At 45.2% G+C, this 20,647-nt stretch carries 17 protein-coding genes; 6 read left to right on the forward strand and 11 right to left on the reverse strand.

Annotation, left to right across the window (positions count from 1 at the left end):
- Window positions 1-33 precede the first annotated feature (33 nt).
- From TOL_RS16220 to TOL_RS16230, 3 genes are all read right to left on the reverse strand, one after another.
- Window positions 34-1,365: a sensor histidine kinase gene (locus TOL_RS16220; protein WP_015488452.1), complete on the reverse strand. Its 1,332-nt coding sequence runs from the start codon at window positions 1,363-1,365 to the stop codon at window positions 34-36.
- A gap of 45 nt (window positions 1,366-1,410) precedes the next feature.
- Complete coding sequence (locus TOL_RS16225) at window positions 1,411-2,100, reverse strand: response regulator transcription factor (protein WP_015488453.1); 690 nt, start codon at window positions 2,098-2,100, stop codon at window positions 1,411-1,413.
- Between the two features lie 86 nt (window positions 2,101-2,186).
- The gene (locus tag TOL_RS16230; RefSeq protein ID WP_025266430.1) at window positions 2,187-2,474 is read right to left on the reverse strand and encodes a late competence development ComFB family protein; all 288 of its coding nucleotides are present in this window, start codon (window positions 2,472-2,474) and stop codon (window positions 2,187-2,189) included.
- A 124-nt stretch (window positions 2,475-2,598) separates the two neighbouring features.
- Here TOL_RS16230 and TOL_RS16235 point away from each other — a divergent pair, with 124 nt between their 5' ends.
- The gene (locus TOL_RS16235; RefSeq protein WP_015488455.1) at window positions 2,599-3,021 is read left to right on the forward strand and encodes a CBS domain-containing protein; all 423 of its coding nucleotides are present in this window, start codon (window positions 2,599-2,601) and stop codon (window positions 3,019-3,021) included.
- Between the two features lie 12 nt (window positions 3,022-3,033).
- Here TOL_RS16235 and TOL_RS16240 read toward each other — a convergent pair whose 3' ends face one another.
- The 5 genes from TOL_RS16240 to glmU form a co-directional block, all read right to left on the reverse strand.
- Window positions 3,034-4,137 (reverse strand): HupE/UreJ family protein, encoded by a 1,104-nt coding sequence (locus TOL_RS16240; protein ID WP_015488456.1) that lies wholly within the window; start codon window positions 4,135-4,137, stop codon window positions 3,034-3,036.
- A complete protein-coding gene (locus TOL_RS16245) occupies window positions 4,137-5,225 on the reverse strand; it encodes a tetratricopeptide repeat protein (protein WP_015488457.1) in 1,089 nt (362 codons plus the stop codon). The genes TOL_RS16240 and TOL_RS16245 overlap by 1 nt, the downstream gene beginning before the upstream one ends.
- Window positions 5,226-5,281: 56 nt before the next feature.
- Window positions 5,282-5,524 carry a hypothetical protein gene (locus TOL_RS16250; RefSeq protein WP_015488458.1) on the reverse strand — a complete coding sequence of 81 codons (243 nt, stop codon included), beginning with the start codon at window positions 5,522-5,524 and terminating at the stop codon, window positions 5,282-5,284.
- A gap of 16 nt (window positions 5,525-5,540) precedes the next feature.
- A complete protein-coding gene (locus TOL_RS16255; protein WP_015488459.1) occupies window positions 5,541-7,070 on the reverse strand; it encodes a DUF4331 domain-containing protein in 1,530 nt (509 codons plus the stop codon).
- 89 nt (window positions 7,071-7,159) lie between these two features.
- A complete protein-coding gene (gene glmU, locus TOL_RS16260; protein ID WP_015488460.1) occupies window positions 7,160-8,527 on the reverse strand; it encodes a bifunctional UDP-N-acetylglucosamine diphosphorylase/glucosamine-1-phosphate N-acetyltransferase GlmU in 1,368 nt (455 codons plus the stop codon).
- An 806-nt stretch (window positions 8,528-9,333) separates the two neighbouring features.
- Here glmU and TOL_RS16265 point away from each other — a divergent pair.
- Genes TOL_RS16265 through TOL_RS16285 form a run of 5 tightly spaced genes read left to right on the forward strand, consistent with a single transcriptional unit; the run spans window position 9,334 to window position 17,518 of the window.
- Window positions 9,334-10,992: a GH3 auxin-responsive promoter family protein gene (locus tag TOL_RS16265; protein WP_015488461.1), complete on the forward strand. Its 1,659-nt coding sequence runs from the start codon at window positions 9,334-9,336 to the stop codon at window positions 10,990-10,992.
- Window positions 10,989-12,098, forward strand: coding sequence for a hypothetical protein (locus tag TOL_RS16270; RefSeq protein WP_015488462.1), 1,110 nt, complete (start codon window positions 10,989-10,991; stop codon window positions 12,096-12,098). The genes TOL_RS16265 and TOL_RS16270 overlap by 4 nt, the downstream gene beginning before the upstream one ends.
- 10 nt (window positions 12,099-12,108) lie before the next feature.
- Window positions 12,109-13,080, forward strand: coding sequence for a hypothetical protein (locus TOL_RS16275; protein ID WP_015488463.1), 972 nt, complete (start codon window positions 12,109-12,111; stop codon window positions 13,078-13,080).
- Window positions 13,081-13,082: 2 nt separating this feature from the next.
- Window positions 13,083-14,237 (forward strand): efflux RND transporter periplasmic adaptor subunit, encoded by a 1,155-nt coding sequence (locus TOL_RS16280; protein ID WP_015488464.1) that lies wholly within the window; start codon window positions 13,083-13,085, stop codon window positions 14,235-14,237.
- A gap of 14 nt (window positions 14,238-14,251) precedes the next feature.
- Window positions 14,252-17,518 (forward strand): ribosome modulation factor, encoded by a 3,267-nt coding sequence (locus TOL_RS16285; RefSeq protein WP_015488465.1) that lies wholly within the window; start codon window positions 14,252-14,254, stop codon window positions 17,516-17,518.
- Window positions 17,519-17,605: 87 nt separating this feature from the next.
- On the opposite strand, the gene TOL_RS16290 is transcribed toward TOL_RS16285, so the two are convergent.
- From TOL_RS16290 to egtB, 3 genes are all read right to left on the reverse strand, one after another.
- On the reverse strand, window positions 17,606-18,280 hold the full coding sequence (locus TOL_RS16290) for a DUF4328 domain-containing protein (protein WP_015488466.1): 675 nt from the start codon (window positions 18,278-18,280) through the stop codon (window positions 17,606-17,608).
- Between the two features lie 118 nt (window positions 18,281-18,398).
- Window positions 18,399-19,364: an L-histidine N(alpha)-methyltransferase gene (gene egtD / locus TOL_RS16295; RefSeq protein WP_015488467.1), complete on the reverse strand. Its 966-nt coding sequence runs from the start codon at window positions 19,362-19,364 to the stop codon at window positions 18,399-18,401.
- Between the two features lie 44 nt (window positions 19,365-19,408).
- Window positions 19,409-20,629, reverse strand: coding sequence for an ergothioneine biosynthesis protein EgtB (gene egtB, locus TOL_RS16300; protein WP_041588542.1), 1,221 nt, complete (start codon window positions 20,627-20,629; stop codon window positions 19,409-19,411).
- Window positions 20,630-20,647: the final 18 nt, after the last annotated feature.

Below are 20,647 nucleotides of genomic sequence, written 5' to 3' on the forward strand. Positions count from 1 at the left end.
CAGTCAAGGAGGCGTAAACAGCACGTAAAGAGACTAATTAGACTTGGAAGTCGGCCCAATTGGCAAATCTATCAAGACGATAAGGCCACCATCTTTGTGATTATGTAATCGCAACTTACCACGATGGTGCAAAACCACACGATGAGCGATAGCCAAACCTAAGCCAAAACCTCTGTGTCCAGAACCTAAACGCTCACGAGCAGACTCGGCACGGACAAAAGGCCGTAATAGATCTTGCAGCTTGCTCTCTTCAACGCCAGGGCCGTGATCACGAATAATGATGCGCAGGTTCTCATGACGAGAACTAATATCAATATCCACAGAGGTTCGTGGCGCGGTATGCAGCAATGCATTACGAATAATATTCTCGAAGGCCGACGCCAGTAGCTTGGCATCACCGATTACCTGCGAAAGTTCGCCATGCAAGGTTAAATTTAAGTCACTGCCTTGATGCTCAAATTTAGCGTCATCAACGATATGTATCAGTAACTTGTGACAATCGACTCGCTTCCAGTGGCTATGATCTTGCTGAGTATCCAAACGTGCCATACCCAATAAATCTTCGATCATATCGTTAAGACGTTGGTTCTCAAGCTCTATTCGATCTAAGTGTTCTACTTGATCTGGCACCGCATCAAACCGAGCCAGCTCCAGTGCTATGGCTGAACGCGCTAACGGCGAACGTAATTCATGCGATACATCGCTTACCAGCTGCCGTTGATCTTTAATCAAGCGTTCCAGATGCGCCGCCATATGATCGAACTCGCGGCTCAATTCGCCAAGCTCATCCTTACGCCGCAAAAACTTTGGATTCATCCGCGCCGACCAATCACCATTGGCAAAAGATCGCACTGTTTTTTGCATATAACGGAGAGGCCGAGTGAGATACCCCGACAGCACAAAACTCCAGAGCGCAAATAGTAAGAGCGATGCTAACGCGCCCCACGCCAAATATTCCGGCAAGTTAAACACGACTAGAGGATGAATAAACTCGACGACTAATAAATACACCCGCCCGTCGTACCCTTGCAGCGGCGCCTTTACTAGAATTTCAGAACGTCCTATCGGGTTAACCTTGGCCACATACGAATCAGAAGAAAACGCATAGTCCTGAACTGATAACGGCACATCCGGCAATAAGCTAATACCCTGATCATCAAATACATAAGCGTTAACGCTTGGGTGACGTTCAAAGGTCAGCAACCATTCCAGTAATAGCGGTTCGCCTCCGCGCTGCAGAATAAGTTCAGCAGCGGAAATATAGCCGCCGGTAGGAGCAATAAGGTTAACGGAATCGTTAGACCATTGACGGTAATAGGACGCCAGTAGAAGCGTGACGACTGTCGTAATAAGAGTCGTCACCATGAAGGCTAAATAAATTTTAAGAAATACGCCTCGCACTATGTTGGCTTACGCCACCTCTTCTTCTAGAATATACATGTAGCCAACACCACGAATGGTTTTAATCCGTGCTTCGCCATCTCGATTCGGCCCAAGCTTCTTACGCAAATTACTTAAGTGCATATCTAAGCTGCGGTCAAATAGGGTTAACGAGCGTTGCATCGACTGCTCAGCCAAACGATTTTTATCTACAACCTTGCCAGCATCACGCGCCAGCACACTTAAAATGTTGAACTCGGTGACCGTTAAATCAATCACTTCACCATCGCGGCTTACCTGATGCTGGTCGAAATCTATAGTAAGTTCATCTAGCTGCACCGACGACGAAGCCACTGCGTTTGATCTGCCGCGGCGCAAAATTGAGCGTAAACGCGCAGATAACTCGCGCGGATTACAAGGTTTGGGGATGTAATCATCCGCGCCAATTTCTAGGCCTTCGATACGATCCATCTCGTCGCCCTTAGCCGTTAACATTATCACCGGAAGCTCACTGCGCTTGCGTATGCCTGCTAAAATTTCCAAACCATTCCCACCGGGAAGCATAATATCTAGAACAACCGCTTGATAACGGCCACTCAAGGCTTCGGTCAAGCCTTCATCGGCAGTGTGTACCGCGGTTACTTTGAACAATTCGCGTTCCAGATAACGACGCAACAAAGCGCACAGCTCTTCATCATCGTCGACTAGCAATATGTTCATGCATTACTCCATTTTGCAATTTTCGATCACGCTAAACTCGGCTGATCATAACTAAACGATATATTAAAAACATACTACACGCCTGATTAATCTTTACGCGAGTGCTCCGCTACAAAAAGTATGGCTTCAGCGACCGTCCGCTCAATGCTATCTCTTGTGCTTACCAATTCATCTGGAGACATATAAAACGCCATATCAACTTCATGTCGAATGTAGCGCGGGGGCAAACGATTAAGCGCCACACAAGCGACATCGGCCATATACTCAGAATCACGCCGAACCTCAGCATCTAACGGCTGATCCTTAAGTTGTCGCAGTATTTCTTCCGCGACCAGTTGCTCGTAATAGTTACGAATATGATGACTAATGCTCATTTCAAACTCCTCGTCTTGGCCAATATTTACCGCCTGACAACACCAAAGCATAGCAGTTTGAACAATTACTGCTTTACTAAAAAGAAGCTTAACATCTTATTAAAACAGGCCCGATGGTGACCCTATGAAGACCGTTAGTGACATTATGATCACTGAGCTTTTCACGCTCACACCCCTATGCACACTTTTAGATGCAGAACGATTAATGCGCGAACACCATGTGCGCCATATACCAATCATTGACGACAACCGTCATCTTGTCGGCTTATTGAGCCAAAAAGAATTTTTACGCGAAGCTTTTCGCATTACCGACAAGTTCGGTGCCCATCACCTGCAGGAATATTTTAGCCGAACAGAGATAGGGAGCTGCGTCTCAAACGATACTACCAAAGTGGCTCCCGACCTCACCCTTAAGGAGGCCGGAGAAACACTGCGACAAGAGAAACAGGGCTGCCTGCTGGTTACGGATGCCGAAGGGAAACTTTTAGGCATAGTAACCTCGCAGGACTTCGTGCGTTTAGCCATTCAATTGCTGTCATCTTCTTAATTTAATGAGGCCCTAAGAACGGGCAATGATCCACCAGCCTGCCGTCGCTGCGATTCCTAAAGAACTGGTATTCATGATCCATTTTGGATACCAGCTTCGACCGCGTAATATCAATAGTGCGGGCAGCGCTATGATTACGATGACTAGCTGACCAAGCTCGACACCAATATTGAATGCGACAACGGTTAGTAGTGGTAGCGCTCCTCCATCACTCAATAATTCCGCCAGAACGCTCGCAAAGCCCATTCCATGCAATAACCCAAAAACAAATACAAGCAACGAAACTTGGCGAACCATCGGCCAAATATTATTTAACGCGGCAATTGCTACCGAAAAAGCGATGCCCAACTCAACCCAATAACTTGGCAATACCACTAATTTTAAGGCCGTCGCCGTTAAGGTTATGGAATGAGCAAGCGTGAACATGCTGACCAATAACGCAGCCTGCTTCAGAGCTGATCGAGTACTTGGTTGCGGTAACCATTTACCGTCAACTCTAATCAATACCGATGTCAGTAGAAGTGTGAATAAAAACAATACATGATCAAGCCCTTTCCATATGTGCACCATACCTTCCACGATGAAGGTGGCCATAGTAGAAAAAGAACTATTAATCGTTGGGTTAATATCGGCAAAACGCAGATTGCTCGCGACCAGTGTAGAGATAGACTGATCATCATAACTAAGATTAATCAAAAGTTTATGCTGGCTATCCAGCTCCATAAATGCGGAGTAATAGATTGTAAACAACTCAATTTCTTGGCATATAATTTTAACGGGAATGCTGAGATAAGACTCACCGTAATGACTATCTATGCTCCAATTAGCGGGCATATTGACAGTACAATTCTGTTGATTTTGTTCGACTGAAAAATGACGTTTAAGGTAGATAGCTATTTCATTTTTGTGCTGCAACAGCTCTCCCCAAGTCATCTGACCATTGTGATTAGAATCAATACCAATCACTCGTTCAAGATCGAACAAGCGCAACTGTAAGTTTGCTTGCAACACTGCATCATTACCGATACCCCCCGTTAGAAAGGCGGTACTTGCTTGATGGGCATAAGCACTAGGTATCCATAGCAGCATTAAAAAAATAAGACGTAAAGTAAGCATTAATGGCTACCCTCGACACTAGTTTGCGCTAAAGAATTTCGCACTAATGACATTAAACGTTCATCTTCGTAGCTCTTATTTTTTTGCCAGTTGATATTGGCCCAACGTTCAGCTTTACCAATATCTTTTTCAATTTCCAAATAAAATCTCGCCATTTCACTCGCATGCAATTGATCATTGCGTAGCTCACGTAGTGCAACTCGATCTCTCATTATATCTGTCCAATGCGACGACAGACCCAACGAAGATTCGGCGATAGCTAAGCGCAACAATAAGGCGTCATCTTTATCAGTATTACCGGTAACAATAGGACTTAGCACATCGATCACCCGCTGAGGGTCATTAAGTACAAATTCGATATCACTCCATTGCGCAAGGAAACTAAGCGTTAGTGTTGCCGGCGCACGCATTTCCATTACTGTATTTAACCAGTGCGAAGCTAGATCCCATTGCCCTGTTTGCATCGCCCCTTCTGCTAAGATTTGTGCAAGCCATAAGGCGCGCTCATCATCAGGCCAACCTTGCTGAATAATCATATTTTCTAATTGACTTAACAGTCTGGCATTCACATTACCGTCTGCTTCTGATGAACAAGCAGCAATCGTTAATACATCTGTAAGCCCGATCATGCGGACACAGATCGACTTTGCCGCAGCGCTGTCGCCTTTCAAGGTATAGAGGCGAGCCAACAACAAATGTGCACTGATGTGTTGTGGCTGCTGTAAGACCAATTTCTTCAGAGTTTTAATTGCGGCAGAAAACTGATGTTGATATTGATCAATACGAGCACGAACGAATAGACCGCGAGGAGAGATCTGCGCGGATTCTGGTAACACTTGAAAAGTACTTTCAGCCCAACTATGGCGATATGCCTGCCCCGGCTGATTAGCTACTCGTAAATTTTGATCAATTTCATCAAATATCTCTGCAACATCCGCGGCTGAAAAATTGCGTTTAAAAGTGGCAGGAACTCGGTCAAGCGACCACTCAGCAATAACATCATCAAAATTAGCCGGCACCCATTCTGCATGTACTAGAAATGGGAAAAATAAAAAGAAAAGACATAACAAATTATATTTATGCTTCATAAATATCTAAAACTCCAACAAAGAACCGCCGAGCAAAGTACTCGGCGGTCATTTAATTACTCGCCTTGCAACAAGTAATCGAACGAGTATTGATCAGCATTGTCATTAATTATTAAATCATTAATGGCTACTGGCTCGCTCTCGGCTTCGGCATAAAAGATGTCGTCCACCAAACCGGTTAGCGTTACCCGATTGGGGTCGGACCGCTTTTTATCATTATCGAATACATCTGAACAACCAGACAAAAGCAACGCCATAGCGGTCAATCCGGGTAAGATAAACTGGGTAGTCATTTTCATATTCATATCCTCTCGCCTATGGATTTACTGAGCCAGCCAATGGCGCTTTTAAATATGGAAAAGTACTATCCACATAGGTTGCATCAATTGGTGCAAGATCACTGAATGGCTGATCGCCTACTGGTGCATCACTCGGTGAGCACAAGCCTAAATCGTCGGTGGCAGTGCCATCGCCATCGAGATCTACTGGATGACATAACGCTCCCATGACTACGCGCAGAGCAATATCGACAACATCGTCACCTGGACGACGTCCATTTGGAAAACCGGCAAGATCACCAGCAACGACACCAAACGCACTTTGATCGGCAGCCGGTGTTGCATCAATACCCGTATTTAATCGCAGCATTTCAGAACCGGTCACGGTAGCCAACTGATTAACTCCAGGAAATCCAGTTAAAAAGGCGGTGACTAAATCATTACGAGGGATATTTGATGGCGCAATATTTTCAGTAGCACCTAATGGCGTTCTAAATAAAATATCGAGCAAGGCTGGCAAGGTTGGATGCGTTACATAATCGGCGAATTGAGCGTCATCTTTTGGCTCCGACGACGAGAATAAATCTTTATCATTTAAACCGATGACGACTTCATTAACGAGCGGCATTCCGAGGCGGGAAACCTGCACCAAAGCGCCACCATCAACCGATGGTTTATCAAATGTCGCTTGCGGATTTAAAATACGAGCCTGCGGTAAACTCGCCGTAGTCCATCCACCGATAACACCATTTCCACTACCTGTGATGCACGATTTAGGTACCTCTATAGCAATGGTAGTAACATTTTTATCGAGTAAATCGTCGTTACTATCACTTTGATTAGTACCATTATCTAATGGCACATAATTCACTAAGTCAAAAGTGCGACCTAAATTGACGACAAATGGATCTTTTCGCTGCCCGACAAACACTTTACTGCCCGTGTCACATCCTGGAATACTCATGTCATGAATAAATGACGACGCATATGCATCATAATCCGTGAACGATTTTTCTCCGATGTTATCGAGAGGTTTGGAGAAGCTCGTGCCATTATCACCTGTTAAATCTGTCGCCATTCCGTCGCGGCGATCGCCTTTAATTAATTTAACCGTGTAGGTTTCTTTAAAATTAACACTATTATCTGTGTCGACATTACCGAAGTTCTTCAATGGGATTCCAACTTGCTTGGCATTTTCGCCTTCGCCAATGGTTAGCGCTACGCCACCGCTAACCCCTAATGCCTGCTGGAATTTAAACTGAAAGGTTAAATCTTCAATGGCATCGCCATCGTTATCAATATGAATTTCATAAACCGCATTAGGGTCCATTGCAAAATAGTTCGGACCACCATAACCATCTTGCAATGGAATATAATTCGCGATGAAAGTTACGAAGTCTTCACGACCATCTTGATAGCTATTAAACGCATAAAAATCGGTAGAATCTATCGTTGGCAATCGGGTGACGTTGGGCGCTTCGCGATGGCTTGAGGCTAATGCGGCTTCGCTACTGACCAAACTGGCAATGGCGATAGCCAGAGCTGAACGAGTGATGGAATTCTTCATGGGCGTACCTTTTGGGATGAGTTAACAATTCAATCCCAAGAGATACGCCGTGAATTTTATTTTGGATGCAAATAGGCCAAATTTAATTTCTATTTATTTTTTGTAGGCCGCTGCCAGCCGCTAATATTGCGCTGTTTACTACGCGCAACGGCCAATTCACTATCCGCAACATCTTTAGTTAGCACTGACCCTGCGGCCACCGTCGCACCTGCACCAACCGTCACAGGCGCAACCAAAGACGAATTGGATCCAATAAAAGCACCATCACCAATATTGGTCTGAAATTTATTTACGCCGTCGTAGTTGCACGTAATAGTACCGGCCCCCACGTTTACATCGGCGCCCAGCGTTGCATCACCAATATAGGTTAGATGGTTTACTTTGGAGCCTTTACCAATATGGGATTTCTTAATCTCGCAGAAGTTACCAACGCGCGCGCCCTCCGCCAGCTCCGCCCCAGGACGAAGACGAGCATAAGGGCCAACATTACAATCCAGTTCTAGTCGAGCCTCGTCAATCAGCGAATAGCTCTCTATGCGCGAGCCAGCACCAAGGTGGCTGTTACGCACAATGCAGTAAGGACCAATAGTAACGCCGTCTTCAATCGTTACGTCGCCCTCAAAGATGCAACCGACATCAATACTGACATCAGATCCGACGGTAAGAGTGCCACGAACATCAATACGACTGGGATCTGCAAGAGAGACTCCGTCACGCAATAAATTATCCGCCAGTTCACGTTGGTAAACGCGCTCAAGTTGCGCCAACTGTAGGCGATCATTCACGCCTTGAACTTCAAATTCGTTAAGCGGATGAATTGCACGCACTCCCACACCATTCGCCACCGCCATGGCAATCACATCCGTTAGGTAATACTCACCTTGCGCATTGTTCGACGATAACTTAGGTAACCATTCGTGCAAGTGGGCTGCAGACACGGCCAAAATACCCGTGTTTACTTCGTTAATACGTAGCTGTTCGGCGGATGCATCTTTCTGCTCCACTATCGCCAATATATTGCTAACCTCGTCACGTACTATGCGACCGTATCCACTAGGGTTATCAAGATGAACCGTAAGCAGCGCTAAAGTATCTCCGGTGCTGGCTATTTTAACCAACTGTTGCAACGTCTCGGTGCGTATTAACGGCACATCACCGTACAGCACCAGCACCACAGCGTCATTTGCGATCGCTGGCATCGCTTGTGCTACCGCATGACCAGTGCCTTTCTGCTCGGCTTGTACCGCCCAAGTCACCTTCTGGTCAGCAAATTCTTGCTGCACTTTTTCGGCCCCGTGTCCTATCACCACATGCTGCTCCGCTTGCTCCAACCGACGCGCGCTTGCCAATACGTGCGCCAGCATTGAACGTCCGGCCAATGGGTGCAGAACTTTGGGCAAATCGGATTTCATGCGCGAGCCTTTACCGGCCGCAAGAGTAACAACTGCTAAGGTCATAACGATGGGTATCCGTATCAACAATCAGTGAAAAGTGAACATAGAGACAACAAATTGCCGCCATTCTATGCCCTCACGACTCGGAAGCAAACCGAGCACAATTAGCGCCCAATTATTAACCAAGGCGCAAAAGTACCATTTTCGCAACAATGATGGGGTTTTATTCCAATAAAAAATCACTTGCCAGAAGCTATTTTAAAACGTCCGTCTCAATTTCAAATTGGCTTAACCAATCATCAGCTACATGTCACATAACGCCATGATTTTTATAGGAAAAAATCGCACCGTCACATTATTGAAAACAATACCCGTCAATATATTTTACGTCGTTTTTAAAGGTAGGCGGTAGACCAGTACAAAAGGGCCAAAAATTCAAGGGAATGGGAAAGGATATAATGAGCCAATCGACTTTTCTGCTTAACCGCTGAATTTTCATAATGAGCGCTTTGTGATTAAATCTGATCGTATCAGCGCTGGTTCTAATGATAATAAGAAAACAATCGTTCCTTTAACGAGAAAACCTAAGCTGATGATAACTAAAATAACGATGCATTCTCGAACACAGACTCCGCGCATTAGCGCTCAACACAGCCATTGATAGCAAAAAGCTGATCAACAGGATAGACCTGTACTGTGCTTGGGTAGATGCCTGCCTCGTTATTTATCTGGAAATCCAGAGAACATCCAGCTGTCGCATCTCCTATAGGGGTGATGATGGCTACGAATACAACCCAAAAGAACCCTAAGATTCTTGATGGTTGTCACTGTTATTACGAGTGCCGTCATTGCACCAGGAGCTAAATTGAATGTCTGCTTTAAACTCTCTGACTACGTCATTGCTACACTTTGCGTCCAGTCAACTTACCCGTCAGGGTGCCAAGAAGATGCTCGAATCAAGCAAACAATTGGAGAGTATTCAACGCGCTAAGCTACAAGCGACATTAACACTCGTTGCAGGTAGCGCTAGTGGTAAGCAACATAATGTGTCGGCTGACATGTCGTTGGAAGAATTCCAACAGCGCATCCCTGTTACCGACTATGATCACTGGCATGACATGATTGTTGAGCAGCAAAAAAGCAATAGCCCAATGTTAACCAGCGAAGGCTGCGAACGTTACCAGCCAACCAGTGGTTCAACCTCTAAAATCAAATGGATTCCCTATACTCAGGCGTTCCTGAATGAATTAGATGGAGCGATTAGCCCTTGGATGTCGGATCTGTACAGCAGCTTTCCGGGTATCAAAAAAGGTCGTCATTATTGGTCGCTATCTTGGGTTCCAAGCGATCTACGCAACCAAGTCAGCGAGAGCATTAACGACGATCTGAAATTACTGCCGTGGTGGAAACGCATTTTTATGGCCCGCACCATGGCCGTGCCGGAAGCCGTATCGCTAGCAGAATCATCAGAAGAATCCTTCTTCGCGACCTCGTGCTACTTAGCTTCGTGTACTGATTTATCGTTTATTTCGGTATGGAGCCCAACGTTTGCCATGAGTATCTTGCAACTGATGCAAGAACATCGTGCCGCTATCGCTGAAGTGCTGCGTACTGGTGAATGGGTTGAACCATTTAAAACCCTAACGTATTTAGAAGCTCCAAAAAATCTTGAAGCCGCCAAAATCATGGCCGCTTGGGATGGTGAAATATCGCCGAAAATTACCAAAGCGCTTTGGCCGAACCTTGCATTAATCAGCTCTTGGGACACATCGTCATCAAAAGGCTGGGCAGAAAAGCTGCATGCAATTTTCCCGCACAGTGGCTTTCAGGGTAAAGGCCTATGGGCTACTGAAGGCGTCGTAACCTTCCCTATTGGCGACAAATATCCGCTATCGCTCAATAGTCACTTCTACGAATTCGAAGACTTAGAAACCCAAGAAATTTTAACCGCTTGGCAGTTAAAAGAAGGGCAACGTGTTCGCCCAATTTTGACCACAGGTAACGGCTTACTGCGTTACGCCACGAAAGATCAATTACTAGTCACTGGCTTCATTAACCAATGTCCATGCTTGCAGTTCATCAGCCGTATCGACGGCGTCGACATGGTTGGCGAAAAACTCGCTCCTGATGTTGCCGTTAATTTGATTAACGAATTTGACGGCAAACATGGCATAGCACCCGTCACCTTATTAGCACTGCCATCCAACGAATTCCGCGCCAAACCAACCTATGCACTGTTATGCAGTGGCGACGACAAGGCTAAAGCTCACGGAGCTGAACTCAGTGCGCAATTAGAAAATAGCCTTTGTCAGCACTTCCATTACAAGCTTGCGCGGGAGCTAGGCCAGCTCGCCAAGGCCGAACTGTTAATCGTAGATGACGCAATGGATGTATATACCAGCCATAAAATTGCTGGCGGCATGGTCGCCGGTAACATTAAAGTCGAGCCATTAGTGTTGTGGCAAAGCGAACAGTTACCTGAGGCGTTAAAAGTGTCGTTAAACGAACACGCGGAGCGCAGTGCATGAGTCAGCGCTATGTTATACGCCCAACAGTGCCTGAAGATTCTCAGGCGCTACTGGATTTACTTAGCGATACACCGCAAGAAGGTAGCATTCAGTTAAACTTTGAACGCCAGCCTAATTATTTTTATGCCACTTATATAGGCACGAGTGATCCTGATCTTTGGGTCATGGAAGATACTCAAGAAAAAATCATTGTCGGTGCTTTCAGTATCGGTAAGCGAAATGTATTTATTAATGGTGTCCCGCAAGCAGTGCGCTACGCCAGCGATTTACGTATTCATCGTAGCCAGCAAGGCGGACGCGCTCTTTATCGGATGTTCAAGCATTATAAAGAGCAAACGAAAGATGAATGGATGCAAACGGTTATTCTCGAAGAAAATAAAGCATCCATGGATACCGTGAGTAGTGGTCGAACAGTCCTCCCTACTTATTATCCCGCGGGGCGATATCGCACCAATATGATTGATTTGCGCCGCACGGAAAAGCGCAAAATAAAGCATTATGTTCGTCGTGCGACTGCCGATGACGTTGTCATCATGCAAGCCTTCTTCGATAAGGAAGCCCGCAAAAAGCAATTTTATCCTTGCTATGACTTTTCATTAATAGGTACAGATAATGACTATTATCGAGATATTCGCTTAAGCGATTTCTTCCTTGCCTTCGAGAGTAATGGCGATCGCCAAAATCTCATTGGAATGACGGGTTTATGGGATCAAAAAAACTTCAAGCAAACACGCATTGCAGGCTACGCTAATGGCATGCAGTACATTCGACCGTTTTATAATCTCTATACCAAGATATTTGGCGGGTTAAGCTTGCCACCTGCCGGCGCATTAACGAGTTACCTATACTTGCATAGTACTGTAATCGCCAATAACGAACCCGAGACCTTTGCCGACCTCGTCGCCTTTGCGCGTCGCGAATTAAAAAACACGCGCTACGATGCTTTAGTCTTTGGATTCGATGTTAATGATCCTTTACACGCCGTCGCGGACAAATACAAAAAGGTTGAATTGTTTAGTCGCCACTTTCTTACATCCTATGGAGAGGATCCCGCGAGCGAGTTAGATTCCGACCGCATCATGTATTTAGAAACATCTCGTCTGTAGGAGCAGTAGTGTGCAGAAGAAGAAAGATTACGTAGCCATGTGGTTCAATGTTCGCAAAGAGTTAGGTATTAGCGATGAAATACATGCGGGTTGGTACGATCACAATACTAAAACTATGCAATGGACGAGCTACGAACATGCAAAAATGGATGGTATGGGATTATATGCTCACGAATTAAGAAAATATGGCTATCCTTGCACGCCACTACCAACCAATCGCGATACCAGCGAACCTAAATTTTTTGATGTATTGAAGAAACAGCGTCAAGCAAAATACCAAGATACTGCTCCAAAGAAAATTCGTTGGAAGGAAACCTTCGAATATTCTAACAGCGATCGCGGAGAGCTGGAGTGTATTATTCTTGATGAAGCTGCAACCTTAAAATTGAAAGAAAAAGCAGCGGCACAGAATGTTTCCGTAGCAACCATTATATTCTACTCATTGAACAAAATGGTTGCCTCTGAACTTCTTGACGGAGAACAAGAGTACTATTGGTTATATCCTGTCAATATGCGTGGTGCTGTAAAGCTAGAAGATGAAACGATGAACCATTCATCTGGCTTTAACTTAGCACTTAACACTAAGTCTACCGCCAAGGAAATCCAAGATATTGTGCGAGACAAACTAAAATCACAGAGCCATTGGATGCTGTGGAAGCTTGCGCATATTGGTAAATGGATTGGACACGCCGGCGTTAAACGTATTTATATAAGTTCGAGCAAAAAGAATTTTTTCGCTGGGTCACTCAGTTATCTGGGGAGCTGGCCAATTCCCGATGAAAGAAATTCTGGAGAACGAAAAGACGACGTATTGGCATGCTGTGGTACAGGATCAAAAAATTATCCGATTTCGACGGGTGTTACTGAATGGTATGGAAAGATGTCCATAGCCCTCAAGCTACATCCGTATATCGGCAAAAAGCCCGGTTTAACTAAACATTGCCTCGAGCAATGGCAAAAGAATTTAACGGACAGTAACTAAGCATGAAAATATTACGAACTCTTACGTTGGTGATTATCGTATTACTTATCGGCGGCGGCGCTGGTTACTACTTTTACACCAATGCACCCAAACCAGTAGTCACCGAAAAATCGGTCATTGTACCGCAAGTGCCCTATATCGAAGTGGAGATTGCTAGCCAGTCGATTCCGGTATACACCCGAGGAAGAGTGACGGCCGCAAAGGTACACAAAGTGGCTAGCTCTGTGTCGGCTTTAGTTGTGAATGTTAGCGACTCATTAGTAAAGGGCGCTTTCGTTAACAAAGGCGATATCTTAGTTGAACTTGATGAGTCCCATATCATCCTCGATATTGCGCAACAGCAAGCGACTTTAGATCAAGTGAAACTAAAACTCGAAGAAGTTGAAGCCAATGCGCGAGTAGCAAAACGCCAAACAGGTAAGAACGCGTCGGAATACGCTCGCTTTGTTCCGCAATTGCGTTATGCCAATAGCCAAGTTGCTGCAGCACAAGCGGCATTGGATTATGCCTATAAGCAATTAGAAGAAACAAAAATTCGCGCGCCAATTGATGGCAAAGTGATCGAATCCTATGTGCATCAAGGAGATTTACTACAAGCATCTGCTCCGGTTGCTGTTATCTACAGCATGAACCAAGCGGAAATTCGTTTGCCGATCAACGACCAACAACTCGACATTATCGGCTTTAAAGATCAGCTCAGTTCGGAGCAGGGTCCACGTTTCACTCCTGAAGTAAAATTAGGCAGCTACCAAGATGATGGCGAATGGACTGGGTATATCGTCCGTAAAGACGGAGAGCGCGGTCAAAACCAATTAATGTATGTTGTCGCTCAGGTCAATGCTGACTCTATGATTAATGCCTCTGGTAAGTCGTTACTACCTGGATCGTTTGTTGAAGCCGAAATTAAAGGAAGAGTGATCGACGATCTGCGCATTTTGCCTCGCGAAGTTCTGCAACCAGGTAACATCATTTGGTTGCTGGATGACGATAATCGCCTCCATTCACAAGAAGTGGCTGTGATATATCGTGGTCGCGATCAAGTCTATATCGATACTCTACTACCCAAAGGTACTCGTGTTGTATCTGGTGGTTTCCATCGCTTGGCCGAAGGCACGCGCGTTATCCCTATTAGCCAATCCAGCAATAAAAATAACTGAGGTAGATCTATCGTATGAAATCCTCAATTAGCTGGTTTGCCAACAACCCAGTTGCAGCCAACCTATGCATGATTTGTATTTTGGTTTTAGGTTTCTTGTCGATACCTGAAACACGCAAAGAGTTGCTGCCTAACGTCTCCTTAGAGCGTATTAGCATCCAAAGCAAGCTACCTGGCGCTTCAGTTGAAACCGTTGAGTCGAGTATCTGCCGTCCTATTGAAAATCGTATTTATGACATTCAAGGGACTATTGACCTTACCTCTTATGCTTACGAGGGAATTTGCTCAATCACCCTTGATGTTGACGAAGGCTTTGTTACTAAAGAAATCGTCGATGAAGTAAAGAGTCGCCTAGAAGCAAAAGATCTATTACCAAAAGAAGCAACAACACCTGACGTTGTCGAGCTAACGGTAAGAAACCGCGTTGCTAAATTAATCCTTAGCGGCCCTGTTAGTTATTCCGTGTTAACGGCTTCCGCGCGGCAATTACGCACCGACTTACTTGAGTTTAGTGCGGTTAGTATTGTCGAACTCGAAGATATGAAAAAGTCGGAAATCCGCATCAGCATTCCCGCTTTTAATTTGCAGAAATATCAAATCAGCTTTGATGAAATCAGCGCAATGATTCAAAAGCAGTCGGGTTTTTTACCCGGAGGCATGCTACAAACAAGCGAAGGCGACGTACTCATAACCAGTGACGCCTATCGAGATTCTAGTGAAAGCTATGCCAATATTGTCATAGCCGCCGACCCAGATGGCGGCGAAGTTCGCCTTGGCGATATCGCCGACATTATCGACAACCGTTTTAGCAATCAGCCCCAAGCTTCCTTTGATCGTCAACCAGCTGTGTCCATCGATGTATTCCGTGTTGGCAACCAAAACATTACCGACATTTCTGATGTAATTCACAACCACTTAGCCGACAGTAATTTACCGCAAAACGTAAAAGTATATGTATGGCAAGATGAATCGAAAAATTTCCAAAGCCGCGTAGACCTATTAGTAAGCAACGCATTTAGTGGTCTTGTACTGCTCTTTATCGTTTTATTATTATTTTTAAGCGCGCGCTTATCTTTTTGGGTGAGTCTAGGTATTCCAATCGCCTTCCTTGGGACTATCTTTATTCTTCCGGTGTTCGATGTATCGATTAACATTGTATCGTTGTTCGCATTTATCCTTGTACTCGGTATTGTTGTCGACGATGCAGTGGTTGTCGGCGAATCTATCCATCTACAAAATCAAAAAGGCTTGTATGGCACTGAAGGCGCACTACAGGGCGTGTTCGAAGTCTATAAGCCGATCTTTTTCGCAGTTGCCACGACCGTTGTCGCCTTTTTGCCATTAGTGAGTTTACCCGGACCTGAAGGGAAGCTAATGCGAGCCATCCCTATCGTTGTGATCGGCACGCTCATATTCTCGTTAATAGAATCTTTGTACATTCTTCCGGCGCACTTATCCGGCACGCACAAGAATGAGAAGCCGGGCAATAAGGTATTAACAGCGATTCAAAATGTTTTCTCGGTTTTTCTAGATACATTAATAAAATGGGTTTACACCCCAGTATTGACTGTATGCTTGCGCAATAAAGGGCTCGTAGTGCTGACCTTTACCGTCGTTTTCGCATTGTTCATGGTGTTGCTAAGCCAAGGCTGGATTAAAACCGCTTTATTTGCCGCCATTGAAGGCGACGTCGTAGTTGCTAATGTTGCCTTTCCTGAAGGATCGCCGCGTGAAAAAACCGAAAAAGCGTTAAGACACTTAATTGCTGCAGCGGATCAAGTTCAAGCTGAATACGAAGCTAAAGACGCCAGCGCAATTGAACATATTTACTCAGTTGTTGCACCAAAGAATACTTTTACCTCTTACAGCGTAGATAAAAGTATGGATCATAAAGGTCAGGTCATTATTGAACTGCCCTCTTCAGAGACTCGAACCTATAGTGGTCAGGATGTATTGGCCCGCTGGCGCGAACTCGCTGGCGATATTCAAGACACCACCAGTTTGCAGTACAGCGCGAGCTTAAATCCGACCAATCCTGATATTCAAATTGAATTCTCTGGTTACGACATCGATGACTTGATGAGTGCGGCGAATCAGCTGGCTGAAAAACTTCGCGAATACGACGGTACTTTCGATATTCATACCTCGCAAGAAGAAGAGAAGCAGGAAGCTGAAATTAAACTCAAAGACAACGCCGTTGCACTTGGGTTAACTCTTGAGAGCGTGATCCGCCAGATCAACCGCGCCTTCCAAGGCAATGTCGTACAACGTATTCAAACCCAAGATGACGAAGTGGAAGTCTGGGTTGGCTTGCCGAAAAATGAACGTTCTTCGCCTTGGTATTTAGAAAACATGCATATCGAATATGCACCGGGACAATATGTTAGCTTGTCGACCATTGCTGCTATTGAGTATCGTCCGTCTAAAACTCACATTAAACGCTATGACCGTAAACGCGTTATTTCGGTAAGTGCATTCGTTAACCCAGCGCAGAATTCAGTGAAAAACATTCAAACTGATTTGGCGACCAATTACCTCGATGGCTTAGTGAAAAACATGCCCGGTATTAAGTGGGATGTTGGCGGCTACCAGCGTGCAGTCACATTGTTTTTAGATATATTAATGAAGTACTACCTGTTCGCCATTTTAGCTATGTATTTAATGATGGCAGTTTTGTTTTCCTCATATAGTCAGCCGCTACTGGTCTTGTATGCGATCCCATTTGGACTTCTTGGTTCGGTTACCGGTCATATCCTGCTCGACTTAGACTTAACCCTATGGTCATTCGTAGGAATGGTGGCCGTTAGCGGGGTGGTGGTAAACGATAACTTGGTACTGATTGATTACATCAACACCCAGCGCGCTAAAGGTGAGAATGTGTTTGTCTCGGTGTGCGAAGCCGGTCGTGTTCGTTTCCGCCCCATTATGTTGACATCACTTACCACCTTCGTTGGCTTGGCCCCGCTGATATCTGAAACCAGTGTGCAGGCACAGTTTTTAATTCCAATGGCGGTGTCGTTAGCTTTTGGTGTGGTATTCGCCACCCTCATTAGTTTGCTGTTAGTGCCAGCAACTTACTTAATGATGGTTGAATGGCAAACAACCCTGTTACGTCTGTTTAAACAAACACCGAAAGGTAGCTCTGAAGATCCCGTTGAAGCGGCTTACCAACGCGGTTTTGAACAAGGTACTCGAAATGCTCGTAAGGCGGTATGTCCGTATAAAGATGACGTTCTTAGCTCTAGCTGGGAAGCTGGCTTAAACGACGCACGAAACCTTTAAAACTAAAAAGGCCGCGTATGAGAGAATGCAAAAATCTCCTACGCGGCCTTATTAAATATTTATCCACCCCATTTTTGCTTTAAGCAATTATTCTTCTACGGGCAAGTCTTGCTGCGACTGCCAATTAACCCGCTGCCAGTAACCAATTTCGTTAATCAAAATAGCCGTTAATATATACATGGCTAAATACAAGACATAAGCAGCGCTCATCCATATCATCCCCTCAATCAAGCGGGCGACAGCATCGACGTTAAGTAACACATAGACGGCAACGATTTTACTCACGTTAGCCCCAACCAAAGCCAACCACCACAACGGCAGCAACCAAGAATCTGGGACAAAGTTGTGATGCTCAGGAGCCGATCTATGGCGCATAGACGCAAGGGTGCGCAATGCTAAAAAGATACAGCTCAGCATGCGCATAAAAATAATAAGAGTATTTTTTAGGGTATGCGGCTTCTCGTCGTATAGGCAGACTAAATTGCGCACCGCATAGAAGAGCCAGTAGCCAAAGAATATACCGAGCACTCCGGTCAGGCTGATTTGCGTAATACGAATCAGGCTATCTAGGGCAATACGACTTTGCAACTCAGTATCTAATTGCGTGATTATGTCAGTCGCAGTCAGCCCATGAAGTTGTTGCAAGGTCATAAAACCATGAATAAAACCGGCAACACACAGTATTCCTGGTATTGCCATTACCCCCATAATGACACGATTCAAAAGATGTAAATCGTAGAAAGGGTATCGCTTGTAGGCCATTATAATACTTATCCTTTTAGGCTATCGTCGATCACTATGCTGAAACTGCACTTACCAATTAATGGTAATTGTCTCAGCACGTCGCAAAAGCACAAGGATAATTCATGCCGTTAATGGCTCAACTGCCACATTTCAGCATAATCAGCGCGTAATATTCATTACTATCGGTCCAAATATTCGTACACTCAAACCCACAAGACCCTGCCATATCAATCAAGTGCTCTAACCGATATTTGTAAGAGTTTTCGGTGTGAATTGTTTCACCACTGCGTAAAGCGATAGTGTTACCGGCAATATTAACCATCTGATCGATGGAGCTCACGAGGTGCATTTCAACACGAGAGAGAAGATGATTGACAACAATTTTGTGTTCGAAACGATCTTCGTTAAATTGACCATCTAAGGTGCGATTTAGGTGACGTAAGACATTCTTATTAAATGCGGCAGTAACACCTTGAGAGTCATCGTAAGCGGCTTGCAAAATCGATTCATCTTTTAGTAAATCGACACCCAATAGAAAATAGCCGCCGTCATCTAAGGTCGAACGTACACGACATAAAAAATCACTGGCTTGTTCTGGGGTGAAGTTGCCCATACTCGACCCGGGGAAAAAGGCCATTTTAGTACCGGCATTTAACAGCTGATCCGGCAATGCGATGTCTTGAGAATAGTCGACACAAGCCGCGTAAATATTGAGCCATTCGTAGTCGTCGAGGAGGCGTGAAGCAGATGCGATTAAAAACTCGCGACTAATATCCATAGGTACATAACACTGTGGACGCAAGGCTTCGAGCAGTAAGCGAATTTTAATACTCGCACCACTGCCATATTCCAACAAAACCGAGCCGCGTCCGATAATTTCGGCAATTTCATCAGCGTATTCACGTAATAAACCGATTTCGGTCCGAGTCAGGTAATACTCAGGAAGATGCGTAATTTCTTCGAATAAACGTGAACCACGTTCGTCATAGAAATATTTTGCCGGTAAGGTTTTCTGACTAGAATTTAAGCCAGCTAATACCTCTGAACGAATATCAGCCGGAGCAGGTAAATCATCAAAAATTTGTAATGCCTGACGTTCCATGGTCATCCTCTTTTATTGAAGGTCCGTAATAATTGCTGCGTTAACTAAAAACGCGCTAAACGAATGCCGGTAAATTGCCAGCGCTCATGGGGATAAAAGAAATTGCGATACGAAGCTCGAGCATGAGCAACAGGTGTCAGGCAAGATGCCCCGCGCAACACCATTTGATTGCACATAAACTTGCCGTTGTACTCGCCAACAGCACCGGCGGCAGGTTTGTACTTGGGATAAGCTTGATAAGTACTACTGGTCCACTGCCAAGTTTCACCAAAGAGCTGTTGTAGAGATTGATCGTTCACAGCACCTTGGGGATACCAATAAGCCGACTCTTGAAACCCACCAACAACCGCTTGCTTCGACGCCACTAACTCCCACTCAGCTTCTGTAGGTAAACGAGCACCCGCCCAACGCGCGTAGGCATCTGCTTCATAAAAGCTCACGTGCGTCACCGGATTATCTAATGCCAGTGGCTGGTCGCCATGCAAACTAAAACGACGCCAGCCATCATGTGTCTCACGCCAATATAAAGGCGCTTCAATAGCATTTTGTTGCACCCAAGCCCAGCCATCCGCTAACCATAAATCCGGACGTTGATAGCCATCATCTGCCATAAACTCTAGATACTCACGGGTCGTAATTAAGCGATTAGCGATCGCTCCATCACTGACTAAAACCGAATGTCGCGGCCCTTCGTTATCAAACGAGAAAGCATTACCTTGATAACCAATACTGTGAATACCACCTCCAAATTCGTGCCAGCTTATTTTTTGGTGGGTAAATTTGGTCTCATTCATTGGCGCTGCATAGGCTGGCGCAAGCGGGTTCACAGACCAACAATACTGAAGATCAGTAAGTAACAATTCTTGGTGTTGTTGCTCGTGATTAAGACCCAGTTCAATTAAGGGCCAGAGGCTAGTATCCGCCAATAGAGCCTGCATCGCTTCATCAACCCAGAGACGATAGCGCAGTACTTCACCTAGCGAAGGACGCGACAGCAAGCCGCGCTTATCGCGAGGGAATGGTTTGCCTATGCCGTTGTAATAGCTATTAAAAAGCTGTTCAAACAGGGGATTGAAAGGACGATAACCTTTCAGATTGGGCAGTAGAATGAAGGTCTCAAAGAACCAAGAAGTGTGGGCTAGATGCCACTTCGCGGGGCTTGTAAAAGCCGCCGCTTGCAACTCATGATCGGCAGGCTCCAACGGCGCACATAACGCCAATGTTGTCTGCCTAATTGCGTGATAGGTATGCGATGGATCGTTCATGATGCTCTCTGGTCAATC

The sequence above is a fragment of the Thalassolituus oleivorans MIL-1 genome (assembly GCF_000355675.1).
Lineage (GTDB): Bacteria > Pseudomonadota > Gammaproteobacteria > Pseudomonadales > Oceanobacteraceae > Thalassolituus > Thalassolituus oleivorans.